This window comes from Chitinophaga sp. SYP-B3965 (genome assembly GCF_009647655.1).
GTDB lineage: Bacteria > Bacteroidota > Bacteroidia > Chitinophagales > Chitinophagaceae > Chitinophaga.
Map to the genome: position 1 here is coordinate 1,554,478 of NZ_WJFD01000001.1, position 15,772 is coordinate 1,570,249.

Genomic DNA, 15,772 nt, shown 5'->3' on the forward strand with positions numbered 1-15,772 from the left:
TTTAATGTCCTGTTAAATGTTGTTCTAATTGTTCGAGGGATTGCCCTTTTGTTTCCTTCACTTTGCTTCTGATGAACAGGAATCCCAGCGCGCAGATACCGGCGTATAGATAGAATGGCCCGTAAGTACCCAGCTGCTCTGCCAGGATGGGAAAAGTAAATACGAGGATAAAATAAGCGCCCCACAGGGAAACAATGGCAATTGAAGAAGCAAGCCCTCTGATGTTATTCGGAAATATTTCTGAGATCAATACCCAGGTAACCGGGGCCAGCGAAGTAGCGTACAGCGCAATGGCCAGCATCACGAAAAAAGAAACGAGCCGCACATCCAGCTGGTTCTGCAACAGGAATGCGAGTACGATATATACTACGGAAAGTCCCGCGGAACCTATGAGCATTAAAGGCCTGCGCCCCAGTTTATCTACCTGCCACATGGCTACTAATGTGAAAGCAAGGTTCACCACACCAATGGTGATGGTTTCAAATAACTGGCTGTTGAGGTCTGCACCCGCAGATGCAAAAATGGTAGAGGTATAATTAAATACGATATTGATGCCACACAATTGCTGGAACACCGCGAGAGTAATACCGATCACCACTGCTGGTCTTACTGCTTTCTCGAATACTGCGCGGTATGAGGGGGCTTCTTCTTTTTTTACTGATAGTTCAATATCATCACCAATCTTCGCCAGCGTTTTCTTTGCTTCATCTATCCTTCCTTTGCCGATCAGCCAGCGCGGGCTTTCCGGCAACCATAACACACCGAGTAAAAAAACAAGGGAAGGCACGGCACCCAGACCAAACATCCAGCGCCATGCTTCTTCTCCTTTACCTGCCAATGTATAATTCACGAGATTTGTAATCAAGATCCCTATCACGATAGTCAGCTGGTTGATGGAAACATTCCTCCCGCGGAATTGTGCAGGAGAAACCTCTGCGATGTACATAGGGCTCAGGATAGACGCCATACCCACACCAATGCCTGCGGCAAAACGCATGCAAACAAATACGCCTAAACCATTGGAGCAGGCCATGCCTAAGGAAGAGATGGTGAAAATTATAGCGGCCAGTATCAGCCCTGGTTTTCTGCCATAACGGTCTGCCAGCTTTCCTGCAGCCAGGCATCCTACCATACAGCCCAATGCCAGCGAGCCGGTTAAGAAACCCTCCCACCATGCATTGAGCCCAAAGGCGCTGCGCAGGAAAGGCAGCGCCCCGGAGATCACTGCAAAATCAAAACCAAACAGGTATCCGCCTAATGCCGAAATAAATGAAATCCCGATGATGTAAGTATGATTGAATTGCTTGCTCATTATTGATATTTTCCTGTTAATGTTACAACAGATTTAGCGGGCACCCTAATTTCTCCGGCAGCCGTTTGCGTTCTTTTCAGGTTGTTACCGGCATCTGTTGTATACTGATCTAACACACCAACGGTCAATCCGTTCAGCTGGATCGTTTTCTCTTTTGTTTCCGGGTTCACCAGCACTACTACTATTTTCTTTTCGGTTTCTTCCTTGTAAGCTGAGATCATCAACGTGCCCGCTGCTATGCCAGGATCATTATTCCCGGGTATGGTGGTTTCCACCCGTTTCATGCCGGGCCTGATAAAACGCGCATAATTGCCGAATGCCCATAGCTGCTTGGAGTCCAGCACAATGCCATCCGTTTTGCAGTTGGCCACGTTTATCTGTCCGGCAGGATCGTTGATATACACCAGCGCATCGCTGTAATTATAAGGGCTTACTGCCAGCCACCACTGCCAGGAATTCATATTAGCGATCACGAGGTCGTGATGGATCACTTTAGCCACATACAATCCGTATTCAATACCGATATTCCTTGGAGAACCATTGTACTGGCCGCAGATATCTCCCAGGATCCCGAATTCTGTTTGCCAGGTGTTCAGGGTGGCATCTACCTGGTTTATTTTGTTTACCAACTGCTGGCGGGTACTGATCAATGTGTTATCCGGACAAGTAGTGAAATAGCTATGCCCTGAAATAGTATGTGCCATGTTCGGCAGGTTTCCGATGTAATTGGTGGAAGCTGCGTTAAAGAACTGTGTGATCTGATCTCCGCGGTTATCTGTGTTGGTACCATAGAGGTATGCCAGTGTACCGGCTTCTCCGACTACTATCTGAGAAGAGGTACCGGCCAGTTTAGGGGAAAGGGCTTTGCAAAACGCAGCTATTTCTTCGTTGGTACACTGCGTACCTTCCTGGCCCGCAGAAGTAGCCTGCCCCCATGCCCACTGCGGTTCGTTTACAGGGCTCAGGTAATCAAACCGGAAGTGTTTGGTTACTTCTGCCAGAAAACCTGCGTATGCGTCTAATTTGCCGTCCTGTATATTCATCAGTGTGCCGCCGGAACTGTTATAGGCTTTTCCGTTCTTAGACATAAACACGGGTGCGGTTAATGAAAACCCCAGCGTGTATTTAACACCACGTTGTTTTGCCGCCTGCAGGAACCATTGCTGGCCCTGCTGTTTAGACCAGTTGTAAGTATTATCCGGGTTCATAAAACATTCTTCCCTTCTCCATTCATCTGCAATATTACTTCCAACCCCCTGTTCATAACTGCCCCCGCCTATGTTAAAACGCCATAATGATAAGCCGATCCCCTTTGGCGTTCCGTTTGCCGTAGTATCCATGCTGAATAAAAGGTCTGCTATCTGATCTTTCTTCTGCACATTGTTCCATTGACCAATGTACTTGGTGGTCCAGCAATCGGAAGCGCCAAAGCTGTGAATGGTTTGCTTTGTGCTGCCCATATTAATAGTAACAACCGTTTTAGGTTTTTGCAGGCAAGTGTCCACACCCAGGTAGATACAGGTATTAGTCACCGGAGCGGGTGTTGAACTTTTACCGCAGTAAGTTGCGAGCAGCGCAAGGCAAAACAATTTCATGATCGTCTTCATAATTTAATTCCTTAAAAATAACCCGGATTTTGCTTTATAGCGCCTTCGGAAATAATGATCTGGCTGGAAGGAATGGGCCATAACGAATGAATTTCAGGATTGAAGTTGTACCCTTTGTTCTGCAATTCCACCGGGTTCTTCTTCTCCCAGGGATCTGTACTCGTTTGCGTATTGTACAACACAAAACTACCTGTTGGCCCCATGATGCTATTGATCACTGGTTTACCGGCAGCGTCTTTCCACCTGCGGATATCATATAAACGATCTCCTTCAAAAGCAAACTCCAGCCTTCGCTCCTTCCTGATGGCGTTAGTAAGGTCCCAACCGGTCAATGCCATGTTGGTTGTCAGGTTCACACGATCCCGCACTCTTTTAAGGGATGTCAGGGCATCGCCTGTTTTACTTTGCATGGCACAGGCTTCTGCATGAATGAGCAAGGCTTCTGAAAAACGCAGGAGCTTGTTATTTAAAGCCGGTAATCCGTTAGCAGGTCTTTGTGCTTTAGGGATGTAATGCTTGCGGCTGTAGCGGGCGGATTTGGAATGGCTGTTCAGTGCAGGATAAGGCCTGCCGTCAAATACAGGTGTATTGGGATCTCCTGCCACCGGTAAGCCGTGGCGGTTGATGGTCCATTGCAAACGGATACTGTCTCCCTCTGATTTGTATGCATTCTCCAGGTCGCTGGTAGCGGAATAATATCCCCAGCCGGCATCTGCAACAGAGTTCAGCATTTTCATGAAATCGTTCGTTGGCAATGCAGGCACCTGGGACGAACCGTTCTGTATTTCAAAGATGGATTCCTTCCCATTTTTGTAGGTGTACCCCCACAAAGTAGCAAAGCTGCCTTCCAGGTCATATTCTCCCATGTCTATCACTTGTTTGGCTGCTAATTCTGCCTTAGGCCAGTCTTCCATATACAGGTATGTTTTAGCTAACAGCGTTAACGCCGCACCGCTGGAAGCCCTGAACTTTTCTGCTGCAGGATACTGTGATTTTTTAGGAAGTACGGCCACACCTTCCTGCAGATCTGCCACCACCTGGTCATATACTTCTTTCACAGTATTACGTGCAGGATGATTATCAGGAGAAAGTATTTTGAGAACTATAGGCACACCGCCATAGTTACGCACCAGGTCAAAGTAACACCAGGCCCGCAGGAACTTCAGTTCTGCGATAAACTGTTTCTTGCTGTTCTCATCGATCGGCGCACGTGAAATACCATCTATGGTGCTGTTAAAACGGCCGATACTTTTATAGAGGTCTATCCATTGCGCTTCATTCCGGTCGTTCCCGGCATCCAGTGTATAATGCGCTACGGCATCGTAAGTAGGATGTGTTGCCTGATAGGTATTACCGATCCAGGCATTGTCGCTGGAAGCTTCTGCGGAGAGGTAACGGAAGTTGAGGATCTCCCACCAGGTAGCATAATCAATGAAGCGGTAAGCAACTAATGTAGACGTATTACATTGTGCCAGTGTAGTATAATATTGTGATTCTACGATAGCAGAGCCATAAGGATCCTGATCCAGTGTACTACAGGAACTTCCCCCTATAACGAACCCTGCAAAGAGTAATATGAACTTTTTCATAACAGTGCTTTTGAAGTTTTCTTTACAATCCAATGTTCAATCCGAATAAATAAGTTCTGGGAACCAGCATCTGGTAGTTATCCAGTCCATTGTAAGAGATGGTGGAATACCAGGGAACATCCGGATTCAGACCTGAATAATTGGTGATGGTAAATAAATTCTGTGCAGATACATACACCCTTATATTCTTGATCCCTTTGATCAGCTTTGGCGGAACGGTATACCCCAATTGCATCACGTTGCAGCGCAGATAATTTCCTTTCTCCAGAAAGAAGGTGCTCATCTTGGTGAAATTACCATTCAGATCAGTCTTCCGCAGGATAGGGAAACTATTGGTAGAACCGGGACCATCCCAGAACTGATCCGCGAAACCGGACAGGAAATTGTAGTTAGGCCCGGGCACCATATTCCTTCTGTAGTTGTTAAAATTCTGCTGACCGAATACGCCATACAATTCCGTTCTGAAATCAAAGTTGCTGTAATTGAGCGTGAGCGTTAAACCACCGGAGAATTTCGGATATGGAGAGCCGATGTCGGACATGTCGCTGTTATCGATCTTTCCATCTCCGTTATAATCCCTGAACTTCAGGTCACCAGCTGTAGCCTGTGGCTGCAAACGCACACCGCTTTTGTTCACATAGCCCGCTGCTTCATCATTGGTCTGGAATACACCATCTACAATATATCCCCACCACGCACCGGGTTGATGACCCACAGTGGTACGTGAACGGAAAGTAGTGATCACTTCATTCGCTTCACCGCCTATGATAGGATCTGAAGTAGAGAGGTAATTCACATTGCTCTTAAACTGGCTGACCGTAAGGTTCACACCAAAGCTCAGCTTGCGGGTGATATTATCTTTGTACCCTACTGCAATGTCCCATCCCTTCGTGGTCATCTTTCCTATATTCACATTTTGCGAAGGAATATATCCCTGCGGATATCCCAGCACAGGATCTACTCTCACCACTAAGGCAAGGTTACTGGGTGTTTTTACATACCGCTCCACGGTGAGGTTTAACTTATTATGGAAAAGCGATGCATCAAAACCTACAGTATAATCTTCCTGTATTTCCCAACGGAGTTCAGGATTGCTGATAGTACCAGGCGTATATCCATAGATAGGGCCGCCATTGGCATCCACATAATTCACAGGTGTTACATAAGACATGTATTCACCTACACCACCCGGCAGGTTACCACCAGACCTTCCCCAGCCGGCCCTTAATTTCAGGTAGCTAACGGTGTTGCTGATGCTTTCAAAGAAAGGTTCCTGGGAGATCACCCATGCACCGGATACAGAAGGGAAATATCCCCAGCGGTATAATGGATTTACAAGGGAAGAAGCATCTGCCCGCATAGCACCACTGAGGTAGTATTTTTCTTTATAGTTATAGCGAAGAGAACCAAAGAACGAAAGCATTTTGCCGAATGGTCCGGCACCGGGCTGATACCCGCCGCCACCACCGGTTACCAGGTTGCCTCCGTTGATGAAGCGGAAGGGCTCTGTATCAAATGGTATATTCTCGCGGGATGCATTGGACCCTTTTGTAGAATAGCTATCGTAACTATGCCCTAACAGTACATTCACTGCATGATCTTTTGGCAGTGGCAATGTATAATCTGCCGTGTTGGTGATCTTTAAGCGGCTGTTGTAGGTAGTAGAAGTAGATACAGCTGTTTTGGCATTGTAACTGTTGGTAGCGAAATAATATTTAGGCCCGTAATTATTCTGCTGGGAGAAATTAGCATTTGCATCCAATGCTGTTTTCAAGACCAGGCCTTTCAGGGGTTTCAGTTCTATATAGGTACCAAACTGTCCGCCGAAGTATTCCCGCTTATCAAAGTTAGTGCGGAGGTTAAATTCCGGACTGATGATACCATTAAAAGAAGAGCGGCTGGGCAAACTATAGTAAGGATTGAACGCCGTCATAAAATCCACGAAAGTACCTGTGAGCGGAGGCAAAGAGCTGTATACTTCTGCTTCTGTTCTGTAAGGCGCTACCGTAGGGTCCATGGCAAAAGCAGGCCAGGTAAGATTGAGCGGTGCAAAAGGATAATTCTCATAACGGGGCGCTAAAGCGAAACCTACTTTCACTACTTTGTTGAGGTCCCAGTCCACATTCAGGCGGGCGGTGGCTTTCTTCCACTGGCCGCCTCTTTCACCTGCGTAGGAATCTTCTGTATAATAACCCATGCTGCCAAAAACAGACAGGCCTTCCTTTCCACCGGTAACACTCAAATTGTAACTCTGCTTGGTGCCTTGTCCAAATGTTTGATCCCAGTAATTGTTGTCCTTCAAACTGCTTACATCCGGAAAAGGCAATGGTGTTGTACCGCTGTTGGTGGCAATCTTGTTCATAGTAGCCGCATATTCCTGCGCACCGGCGATCTTTATTTTAGGCGGTTTCGCAATACCATAGGTAGCCTGGAAATTGATCTGTGGGGCACCTTTACCACGTTTAGTGGTGATCAGGATCACACCCTGACCGGAACGCGCACCATAAATGGAAGCAGCGGAAGCATCTTTCAGGATATCTATACTGGCGATATCCAGGGGGTTAATGGTGTTCATAAAATTGTATCCTATTTCCATTCCATCTACGATCACGAGCGGCGTAGTATTGCCTGTGATACTACTAAGACCGCGCACGAGGATGCGGGGCTGTGAACCTACAGAACCATCTGCCGCCATTACCTGTACTCCCGCCAGCTTGCCCTGGATGGCGGTGGCTACTGTGCCGGAAGTATATGGTTCAATATCTTTTGCTGACACGGAAGAAATAGAGGTCGTCACATTCTTCCGGGCAGTAGACTGGTAGCCGATCACTACCACATCACTTAATTGTTTGCTATCTTCTTCCAGTGTAATGGCTACAAACTGGCGGCCGGATAAAGGCACTTCCTTTTTGATAAAGCCGATGGAAGAAATGATCAGGGTAGCGTCTGTGGGAGCGGTGATGGAAAATTCTCCCTGGGGATTGGTGATAGTTCCCGTAACTGTTCCTTTCACCTGTACGGAAATGTTTGGTAAGGAAACCTGGTTGCTGCCGGTTATTTTCCCCTTAATAACCTGGCCCTGAGAAAAGGCGGCATGGCAAAAGAACAGGGAAAAAACCCAGAAGAGCTGCAAGTGTTTTTTCATGTGTAAATTTTTTACATCGTGGAATGAGTGGTTGATTGGTTGAGTGGTACAAATATTGAAATATAAACCCGGCGGCTCAATAGAGATTCTGATGGAAAAGATGGATTATCTTATGGGCCATATTCTGGTACACGATCAGGAACTTACCATGATTGCTTCTTTCATGGATTTTTTTATTGTAAATTGGGCCGACCATGTTACGAAAAAAAGAAGGATTCGAAGGCCAGCGGGCTATTATTATTCCAAGGAAGATCATCACTGATCTGTGCATCAGCAACCCGGTTATTGAAGGGGCTTTTGTAACGGATATCGGTTATTATCCTAAAGCGAAATATCACTTTCGCCAGCGCCTCCATGGCATTGATCAAAACATCCTGATCTATTGTGTGGAAGGAAAGGGTTCTGCCCAGATAGGTAAACGAAAATATTCAATGGGGCCGGATACTTTTGTAGTGATCCCGGCTGGTGCTGCGCATAGTTATGCTGCAGATGAAAATGATTCCTGGACCATCTATTGGGCGCATTTCAAAGGACCAGTTGCTAATGTGATCGTGGATGCAATGATCAAACAACACAGCGGGCATAGCGGCACCATTACTTTTCAGCAAAAGCGGTTACACCTCTTTGAAGATATTTATACCAGCCTGGAAAGGGGTTATGGAAACGACAACCTGTGTTATGCCAATATGTGCTTATGGCATTTCTTATCCTCTTTTATGTATGATGATAAGTTCAACCTGTCTGAAAAAAAACAAAGTACGGATGTGGTGGAATTGTCTATCAACTATATGCAGCAGCAGTTATCCCAGATGCTCACGCTGGCTAATCTCGCGCAATCAGTAAACTTGTCTGCCTCTCATTACTCCAGCATCTTCCGCAAGAAAACGGGCTTCTCCCCTATGGAATACTTCAATCACCTGAAGATCCAGAAGGCATGCCAGTACCTGATATTCACGGATCTCCGGGTGAAAGAAATAGCTTATAAACTAGGGATGGAAGACCCCTATTATTTTTCGCGGATGTTTAATAAACTCATGGGTGTTTCTCCCAATCATTACCGCACTAAAAGAGGCAGCTCCTAAAAGCGGAACCTCACACCCAAATTAGCACCAAGACCACCTATGTTGATATAGGACTTGAGGTCATTGGAAGGTGCATTGTCATTCTTATAATTTGTTTTGGATCCGGTGGTGCCAACAGGTGTATTCGAATTCTGATCCAGCGTGGTTACATACTCCGTTTCCCTTTCTGCGGTACTGAGATCATTCAATCCTCTTCGTTGTGTTGAGATCACCTGACCATTCGTGGTGTTCAGTACATTGGTCACTTCATCATATTCTGTTACTTCTTTGCTGTCGCTCTTCACCGGTACATTCCTGTATTCTGTTTCCAGGAAGATATCAAGACGTTTTGCTACGGCATAGGTAACACCCAGCGCGCCCTGGAAACCAATAGTTGGACTGGGCTTTACTTCTTCTTTACGATGTATGGTTGTCTGCGCCACTACAGTAGCTGGCTGACCGGGTACTGCACTGGTCTTTGAAGCATCTGTTTCTATATGCAGGCGGCCCCATAACGGTACTACAAATCCAAAACGCACATAGGGATTCCATTTTTCATAACCCGGACTGAATACCAGGCTGGGTGCAAAATCTATTGCGTTCACATGTCCCCTGGATTCTATGCTTCCTACAGCTGTAGATGTTCCCTGGATAGTGGTGAGGTTGCGCGTCATCAGGTTCTTCACGCTTTGGAAATAGTTGAAGGTACCTTCTATGCCTACATATTTATTGAAATTGTATCCAAAGGATAATCCGCCTCTGAAACCTTCTCCGTAAGAACCGGTCAATACCTTTTCAGATAGTGTGGTGATGGCTCCCGTAGCAGGGTTCACCTGGTCATGCTGATCTCTTGGCGGATAAGGGCCAACATCAGGGAACTGGCCATTGGAAACACTGAAGAAATAGCCACCGGCGGCTTTGATATAAAACTTACTTGTCTGTGCCTGAGTGGTGGTAAATGCCAGGGCTAAAAACGTCATAATAAGCAGGTTCATCCGTTTCATATTAACATTGTTTTGGTTATAGAATATGGTCTTCTACAACACACAACAAATTATGAGCCGGGTATGTTTTGTTCTGAGGAATTTTAACATTATTGCTTAATGCCGTTTGCGCATTTCCTTCCTGTCAATGATCACCTGTGCTACCACACCCCATACCTGGAAGTCATCTCCTTCCCTGATGATAATGGGATTGTACATGGCGTTGGCAGGATACAACATCCAGCCGGCGGTTGACTTCACTAATGTTTTAACGGTAAATTCCCCGTTCAGTACTGCCACTACAATATCATGCGGCTGTGGTTTCAGGGACCTGTCCACCACGAGGTAACTATTATCGGGCACGTGTTCATCCTGCATGGAATTACCATCTACCCGCACAACATATACGGAGGGTTTGTTCATGCCTAAAAAAGCGACAAGGTCTATATCTTCTTCCATGAAGTCCTGTGCCGGAGAGGGGAAACCGGCTTTAACAGGTGTACTGATATAAGGTAAGGGGAGATTTTCGGTCTCTTCAATGGCGTAAAATTGCAGGCCGTCCTGCCGGGCAACGATTCTCATGTCTACTAATTTATTTAGCAATATTAACTAATTAAATTAGTAGACATGATGGGTGTTACCCCTGCATCGTTATCTTTTATTTCAGGCTTAACGTAACTGTTTCCATGCCATCACTTTTCACCGCAGCCACGTTCTTTCCATTTTTAGTATCGATCCGTATAATAGCGCGACCGCTGTATAACTGCACAAATCTTGATCCGGAAGAAGTACCCAGATCATCTATCAGCTTACCATCACCTGCCAGTGAAAAACGCACCCAGTTAGCCGCATCTGCACAATACACATTATTACTGTCGAATGCTTTTACTTCTATCGTGGTTATACCATTTTCATTCGCTATCTGCTGCAATGTCATCTTTGCTGGTTTGCTCCATTTCTCTGTCTGATATTCAAAGGACACTTTATCTTCTATTATCTCTTTTCCTTTCCACGCTACTACCTTTACTTCATTCTTTCCTTTATTGAACACTACATTCCAGCGTAAACCTGCTGCAGGGAAATCCGCGCTCTTACGTTTCTTTTTACCGGCACTTTTACCATTCACGAACAACTCTGCTTCTTCACAATTGGAATATACTTTCACCATTTTCTCTTCTCCTTCATTGCCCCACCTTACCTGCCAGGAATGACCATAGATCCGTGCCATGGGTTTTGTAGCCCAATACGACTGGAACACATAATAGGCATCCTTGGGTGTGAGGTCTCTTTCCACGAGGCCTTTCTGATTCATATAGGGCACAGGGTTATCCGGCCGGATAGGTGTAGAGAAATCTTTGAACACCCATTGTGCCGTACCGGTAAGCCATGGCATGGTTTCCTGTTCTTTCAGGTGCCAGTCCATCAGGTTACAGATATAACTTTCACTCCAGTCTCCATCTTTGGATACACGTGCAGCCCCACCATATAAAGAAGCATCACCAGCACGCTCATCTGTACCACCGCCTGTTTTAATACTTTGCAGTGCTTTATCCGGCGTTTCTGAATGCCGGCCTGCATGACTATCGCCACCCCACTCTACGTGCAGGAAACGATCTACCTTTTTGAATTCTTCTTCTGTTGTTTGTTTATACTCTGTATAAATTCCGCGGTACCAGCCTGCCCAGATGGACGGAGAATATACATCTACGATATCCTTACAGAAATCACAGCGGCGGATGGCTGTTTTGCGGGAAGGGTCCAGCTTGTGCGCGAGATCATTCAGTTCTTTCATGAATGTGCGGATCTTTTCCTTATCAAATTCAGGGAAGTCGCCGGGCCAGTCGTTCTCGTTACCCAGGCCCCATATGATCACGGAAGGATGATTGTGATGCTGCTCTATCATATTAGTGAGCATGCGTTTAGCCTGCTCCTGGTAGGTTTTGCCCCCCAGTCCGCCACGGCACCAGGGTATTTCTTCCCATACTACAATACCCAGGCTGTCGCAGAGCTGCAGGATGTAACGGGATTGCTGGTAATGGCCCAGGCGGATAAAGTTCACACCCATGTCTTTCATGAGGATCATTTCTTTGCGCATCAGATCCTCTGTCATAGCAGCGGCTACACCTGCATGGTCTTCATGACGGTGTGTACCGTTCAGTAAAAGGCGTTGTCCGTTCAGGAAAAAAGGTCCCTGCTTTTGGAATTCGAAAGAGCGGAAACCTGTTTTCTCTATTTGTGTGTAAGTATCATTGCCCGCCGTAACAGAGGTTTCCACAGTATACAATGCCGGAGATGTTGTGCTCCATAATTTAGGCTGTTTTACTTTGAATGCGGCAACAGCAACAGCACCTTTCAGGTTATCTGCTTCAAAAGAAGATTCCTGCAATATTTTGCCGGCAGGGTCTTTCAGTACAGTTTTGAAAGTAGCTTTATCATATCCACCTTTATTATATACTGCTGCCTCCACTGCCACGGTGCCGCTTACATCGGTAGTCACCTTCAGCCGCTCAACAGATAAAGCAGGTACATATACCAGGTTCAGGTAACGGTAAATACCGCCGTACACATTAAAGTCAGATAAGCTGGACGGGATCATTTCCAGGTCCCGGCTGTTATCTGTTCTGATGGATACGGGAATACTCTCTTTGAATTGCTGCTTAAAGGCAGGGTTGTTCTTAAAAGCGGCCACGGCATCAGTGATATCTACCGTCCATTCATCATAACCGCCTGTGTGGGATGCTACTTTGGTGGTGTACACATACACATCCGTTTTCTGGCCGGCGCCTTCAAAGTGAAGGATCGTTCTGCCGTTTGCGTAAGGATTGCTGATCTTCAGCTGTGTGCGGTACCATGCGGGGCCCTGATAATAGTTCACATCAGGATCTACGCAATCGTTTGCATTAATACAATGCGGAAGAGTGACCGTGTCCCATAAAGGAGATGCCTCCGGAGCTCCCTTGCCCACAGGGCGCACGGCTTCCCAGATGCCTCCCAGGTCAGACCGCAGGAATTCCCAGCCGGTGTTGAGTCTTGTTTTTTGCTGAGCCTGTGTGGTGCAGGCCCCAATAAGGCCGAGGGCCAGAAAAAGGTACTTTTTAATTTGCATGATCAGTTTATCAGGTGGGCAAGATAAGGAAGAGTTCCCAACCGGACAATCAGGGAATTGATGGATAAATCGCAATTTAGTGTACTTTTATTGCATTTCAGTGCTTATTTTAGGATTGATATTATCATTAACCTATACTTTTATTAAAATTTTGTGCTTGAAACGTTTGATCTTACTCCAACTATTTATCCTGACATCTTTATTTGCTTTAGGCCAGGAGGGTTTAAAATCCTCACAGGTAAAAGCAAACCTTCTCTTCCTCGGCGCTTCTGCCAGTTATGAAAAAAGCATTTCCAGGAACATTTCATTAAACTTTGAAGCCGGTTTGAATTATGGTTTCGTTTACTCTTACAACTCAACATTTGGGGGAGATTTCGGTTATACGTTAGCACCTAACCTGTCTGCAGAAGCGCGACACTATTACAACCTGGATAAAAGATTACGCCGGGGCAAATCCATTACCAATAATTCCGGTAATTTTCTGAGCCTTGCATTGGGATATACTTTTACGCCTATCGCTTACGATAATGCCTACAATAACCCATCTGCCGTGCTTACACCCTCCTGGGGCATGCAACGGGGTATAGGCAAACGGTTCAGTTTTGAGCTATTGCTGGGCTTTTCTCTGCGGTACGACAGCCGCGCTGAGGAAGGCACCGGCTCTCCGGCTATCGGGGCTAAGATCGGCTATATTATTTACTGATATTTTCTAACGGCTACACGCTGTGCGGAATAGATGCCGGAATGCCCGCTGAAATAGTAAGCCGTAAAACAGGCAATGGCAAAGTAAAGGATATGATCTGTGCCGAATAGTTCAGCACCCATGATCGTGCAGGCGATGGGGGTATTTGTGGCTGCGGCAAATACGGCAATGAAACCTAATCCGGCAAAAAGGTCTACCGGTGCGCCGGTTAAAACAGCGAGCGTGTTCCCCAGTGCCGCGCCAATGAAGAACAAGGGTGTTACTTCTCCCCCTTTAAATCCCATTCCCAAAGTAACTGCAGTAAACACCAGCTTCCAGAGCCAGCTCCAGGAGCTGACACCATTTTCATGAAAAGCATTTACAATGGAAATACCATCCGGCGATTTAGCGGTAACGCCCAGGCCGAGATAATCGTTTGTTCCTGCAATGAAGGTGAGCGCAATGATCATACATCCGCCTATTACCGGGATCAGCCATTTATGGGTTGTAATGGTACGATTGGCGAGTTTTTTGATGCCGTGTGAGGCTTCTGCAAACAGGTAACCTGATAAGCCAAAAGCCACGCCAACCAGCACCACTTTTGCTATCAGCAGGAAATCAAAGTGAGTAAGTGATGTGTAAGTGATGTGATATTTTGTATGATGAATACCCCAGGTGCTGCAAACAATATCTGCCAGCAAGCTGGCTACCAGGCAAGGCACCAGCGCGTTGTATTTGATCCTGCCAATGGTGAGCACTTCCAGGGCAAAAATAGCACCTGTAAGCGGGGTGCCGAATACAGCGCCAAAGCCTGCGGCAATCCCCATCAGGAGTATGATGCGGATATCCTCTTTGGAGAGGCGGAACCATTTGCCTAACAACTGCGCCATACTGCCGCCGATCTGTACAGCCGTACCTTCCCTTCCTGCAGAGCCTCCGAACAGATGTGTGATCAGCGTGGTAATGAGCACTAAAGGCGCCATCCGGGCGGGCACTCCTCCACCCGGTTCATGGATCTCTTCCATGATGAGGTTGTTACCGGCCTCTGCATTTTTGCCCCATAGTTTATATAAGAAATGGATGGCAACACCTGCCAGCGGTAGCAACCAGAGCAGCCATTCATGTTCCCAGCGGTAATTCGTAACAAGGTCCAGCAGCCAGAGGAACAAAGCTACCAGCGAACCGGCAACGATGGATACGGGAATAGCCAATGCGGTCCAGTAGAGCAGATGACGTACGATAGAAAAATGTTCTAAGGAGTACTTATGGTCTTTCACTGAAATAATTCTAATTGTGAAATATCGTCGTTCCGGGAAGCTGCTCTGCGGCTGCGGTTAACGCCTGATTCCGGGAGTTTCCCTTTCAGGTTCACGACCCTGTTGGCAATGGGCACCGGCGCACCTGGCATAAGCGTTTTGCCTGCACTGGCATTTGGGAAACGCCTTTTCACCGCAGCGCCTGTAACATGAAAAACCGCCGTTTCCTGGTAACGGGAAGCTACAATGATCTGTGTACCGTCTGCATGCTGATCAAACATGGTTTGCACCAGCTGCGGGTCATTATTATCCCTGGAAAGATGGGATAATAAAAGATGGCTCATAAATGCAGGGCGGAGACTTGTAAAAAGCTCCAGCGCCTGTGTGTTGGATAAGTGACCTTTTCCTCCGCGGATCCGGTTCTTCAGAAAGATAGGATACCTACCCTGATCCAGCATCACTTCATCATAGTTCGCTTCCAGGAAAGCCGCATGGCATTGCTGAAAATGAAAAGCGAGGTTATTGCAGGGGATGCCAATATCTGTGAATACGCCTACTGTGATATTTTCCTGTGTAATGGTAAAGCTATGTGGTTCTGCGGCATCGTGTTCTTTGGCAAATGCTTTTACGCTGAGCCGTCCTATGTTAACCGGTTCGGCTGCATTAAAAGGCAGCACCAGGTGATCTTTCAATTGCAGGCCCCCATGGCGCATGGTAGCGGAAGTGATATAAACCGGGAGATGGTATTTATTGGAAAGCACGGTTACCCCGCGAATGTGGTCTATATGCTCATGTGATATGAAAACAGCCTTCACTTTTTGCATGGAAAGCCCCAGCCGTAACATGCGCCGTTCTGTTTCGCGGCAGGAAATACCTGCATCGATCAACACGGCCTCGCTGTCGTTTCCGATATAATAGCAATTTCCGTTACTGCCGGAATTAAGTGATGTAATGAATAATGACATATCTGCAATGATGTACAAATGTAGGGAAATGAATTCGGGTACCGCGAATCAATTATTTCGATTAAT

At 46.6% G+C, this 15,772-nt stretch carries 11 protein-coding genes; 2 read left to right on the forward strand and 9 right to left on the reverse strand.

Features of this window, described 5'->3' with window-relative positions:
* Window position 1: 1 nt before the first annotated feature.
* The 4 genes from GFS24_RS28970 to GFS24_RS06145 are packed head-to-tail and all read right to left on the reverse strand — an operon-like array spanning window position 2 to window position 7,653.
* Window positions 2–1,312: a sugar porter family MFS transporter gene (locus tag GFS24_RS28970; RefSeq protein ID WP_173002985.1), complete on the reverse strand. Its 1,311-nt coding sequence runs from the start codon at window positions 1,310–1,312 to the stop codon at window positions 2–4.
* Complete coding sequence (locus GFS24_RS06135; RefSeq protein WP_216647363.1) at window positions 1,312–2,919, reverse strand: glycoside hydrolase; 1,608 nt, start codon at window positions 2,917–2,919, stop codon at window positions 1,312–1,314. The genes GFS24_RS28970 and GFS24_RS06135 overlap by 1 nt, the downstream gene beginning before the upstream one ends.
* A gap of 11 nt (window positions 2,920–2,930) precedes the next feature.
* Window positions 2,931–4,508 carry a RagB/SusD family nutrient uptake outer membrane protein gene (locus GFS24_RS06140; protein ID WP_153658700.1) on the reverse strand — a complete coding sequence of 526 codons (1,578 nt, stop codon included), beginning with the start codon at window positions 4,506–4,508 and terminating at the stop codon, window positions 2,931–2,933.
* Window positions 4,509–4,530: 22 nt separating this feature from the next.
* Window positions 4,531–7,653, reverse strand: coding sequence for a SusC/RagA family TonB-linked outer membrane protein (locus GFS24_RS06145; protein ID WP_153658701.1), 3,123 nt, complete (start codon window positions 7,651–7,653; stop codon window positions 4,531–4,533).
* Between the two features lie 194 nt (window positions 7,654–7,847).
* Here GFS24_RS06145 and GFS24_RS06150 point away from each other — a divergent pair, with 194 nt between their 5' ends.
* Window positions 7,848–8,735, forward strand: a complete 888-nt coding sequence (locus tag GFS24_RS06150) for an AraC family transcriptional regulator (RefSeq protein WP_153658702.1) — start codon at window positions 7,848–7,850, stop codon at window positions 8,733–8,735.
* Here GFS24_RS06150 and GFS24_RS06155 read toward each other — a convergent pair.
* The 3 genes from GFS24_RS06155 to GFS24_RS06165 form a co-directional block, all read right to left on the reverse strand.
* Window positions 8,732–9,718 carry an outer membrane beta-barrel protein gene (locus GFS24_RS06155; RefSeq protein WP_153658703.1) on the reverse strand — a complete coding sequence of 329 codons (987 nt, stop codon included), beginning with the start codon at window positions 9,716–9,718 and terminating at the stop codon, window positions 8,732–8,734. The two genes, GFS24_RS06150 and GFS24_RS06155, sit on opposite strands and share 4 nt — an antisense overlap.
* Before the next feature lie 96 nt (window positions 9,719–9,814).
* The gene (locus GFS24_RS06160; protein ID WP_153658704.1) at window positions 9,815–10,279 is read right to left on the reverse strand and encodes a LexA family transcriptional regulator; all 465 of its coding nucleotides are present in this window, start codon (window positions 10,277–10,279) and stop codon (window positions 9,815–9,817) included.
* Between the two features lie 76 nt (window positions 10,280–10,355).
* Window positions 10,356–12,803, reverse strand: coding sequence for a glycoside hydrolase family 2 protein (locus GFS24_RS06165; protein WP_153658705.1), 2,448 nt, complete (start codon window positions 12,801–12,803; stop codon window positions 10,356–10,358).
* Window positions 12,804–12,960: 157 nt separating this feature from the next.
* On the opposite strand from GFS24_RS06165, the gene GFS24_RS06170 reads away from it, so the two are divergent.
* Window positions 12,961–13,506, forward strand: coding sequence for a hypothetical protein (locus GFS24_RS06170; RefSeq protein WP_153658706.1), 546 nt, complete (start codon window positions 12,961–12,963; stop codon window positions 13,504–13,506).
* Here GFS24_RS06170 and GFS24_RS06175 read toward each other — a convergent pair.
* Together GFS24_RS06175 and GFS24_RS06180 are read right to left on the reverse strand one after the other, a co-directional pair.
* Entirely contained in the window at window positions 13,500–14,762 is a 1,263-nt protein-coding gene (locus GFS24_RS06175; RefSeq protein WP_371729958.1) for a voltage-gated chloride channel family protein, read from the reverse strand. The genes GFS24_RS06170 and GFS24_RS06175 overlap by 7 nt on opposite strands.
* On the reverse strand, window positions 14,759–15,706 hold the full coding sequence (locus tag GFS24_RS06180; RefSeq protein ID WP_153658707.1) for an MBL fold metallo-hydrolase: 948 nt from the start codon (window positions 15,704–15,706) through the stop codon (window positions 14,759–14,761). The genes GFS24_RS06175 and GFS24_RS06180 overlap by 4 nt, the downstream gene beginning before the upstream one ends.
* Between the last annotated feature and the right edge of the window lie 66 nt (window positions 15,707–15,772).

Excerpts from the sequence above, each read along its gene's own strand:
- GFS24_RS28970 (WP_173002985.1), bottom strand. The coding sequence starts at position 1,312 with ATGAGCAAGCAATTCAATCATACTTACATCATCGGGATTTCATTTATT.
- GFS24_RS06160 (WP_153658704.1), bottom strand. The coding sequence starts at position 10,279 with ATGAGAATCGTTGCCCGGCAGGACGGCCTGCAATTTTACGCCATTGAA.
- GFS24_RS06135 (WP_216647363.1), bottom strand. The coding sequence starts at position 2,919 with ATGAAGACGATCATGAAATTGTTTTGCCTTGCGCTGCTCGCAACTTAC.
- GFS24_RS06150 (WP_153658702.1), top strand. The coding sequence starts at position 7,848 with ATGTTACGAAAAAAAGAAGGATTCGAAGGCCAGCGGGCTATTATTATT.
- GFS24_RS06140 (WP_153658700.1), bottom strand. The coding sequence starts at position 4,508 with ATGAAAAAGTTCATATTACTCTTTGCAGGGTTCGTTATAGGGGGAAGT.
- GFS24_RS06165 (WP_153658705.1), bottom strand. The coding sequence starts at position 12,803 with ATGCAAATTAAAAAGTACCTTTTTCTGGCCCTCGGCCTTATTGGGGCC.
- GFS24_RS06180 (WP_153658707.1), bottom strand. The coding sequence starts at position 15,706 with ATGTCATTATTCATTACATCACTTAATTCCGGCAGTAACGGAAATTGC.
- GFS24_RS06145 (WP_153658701.1), bottom strand. The coding sequence starts at position 7,653 with ATGAAAAAACACTTGCAGCTCTTCTGGGTTTTTTCCCTGTTCTTTTGC.
- GFS24_RS06155 (WP_153658703.1), bottom strand. The coding sequence starts at position 9,718 with ATGAAACGGATGAACCTGCTTATTATGACGTTTTTAGCCCTGGCATTT.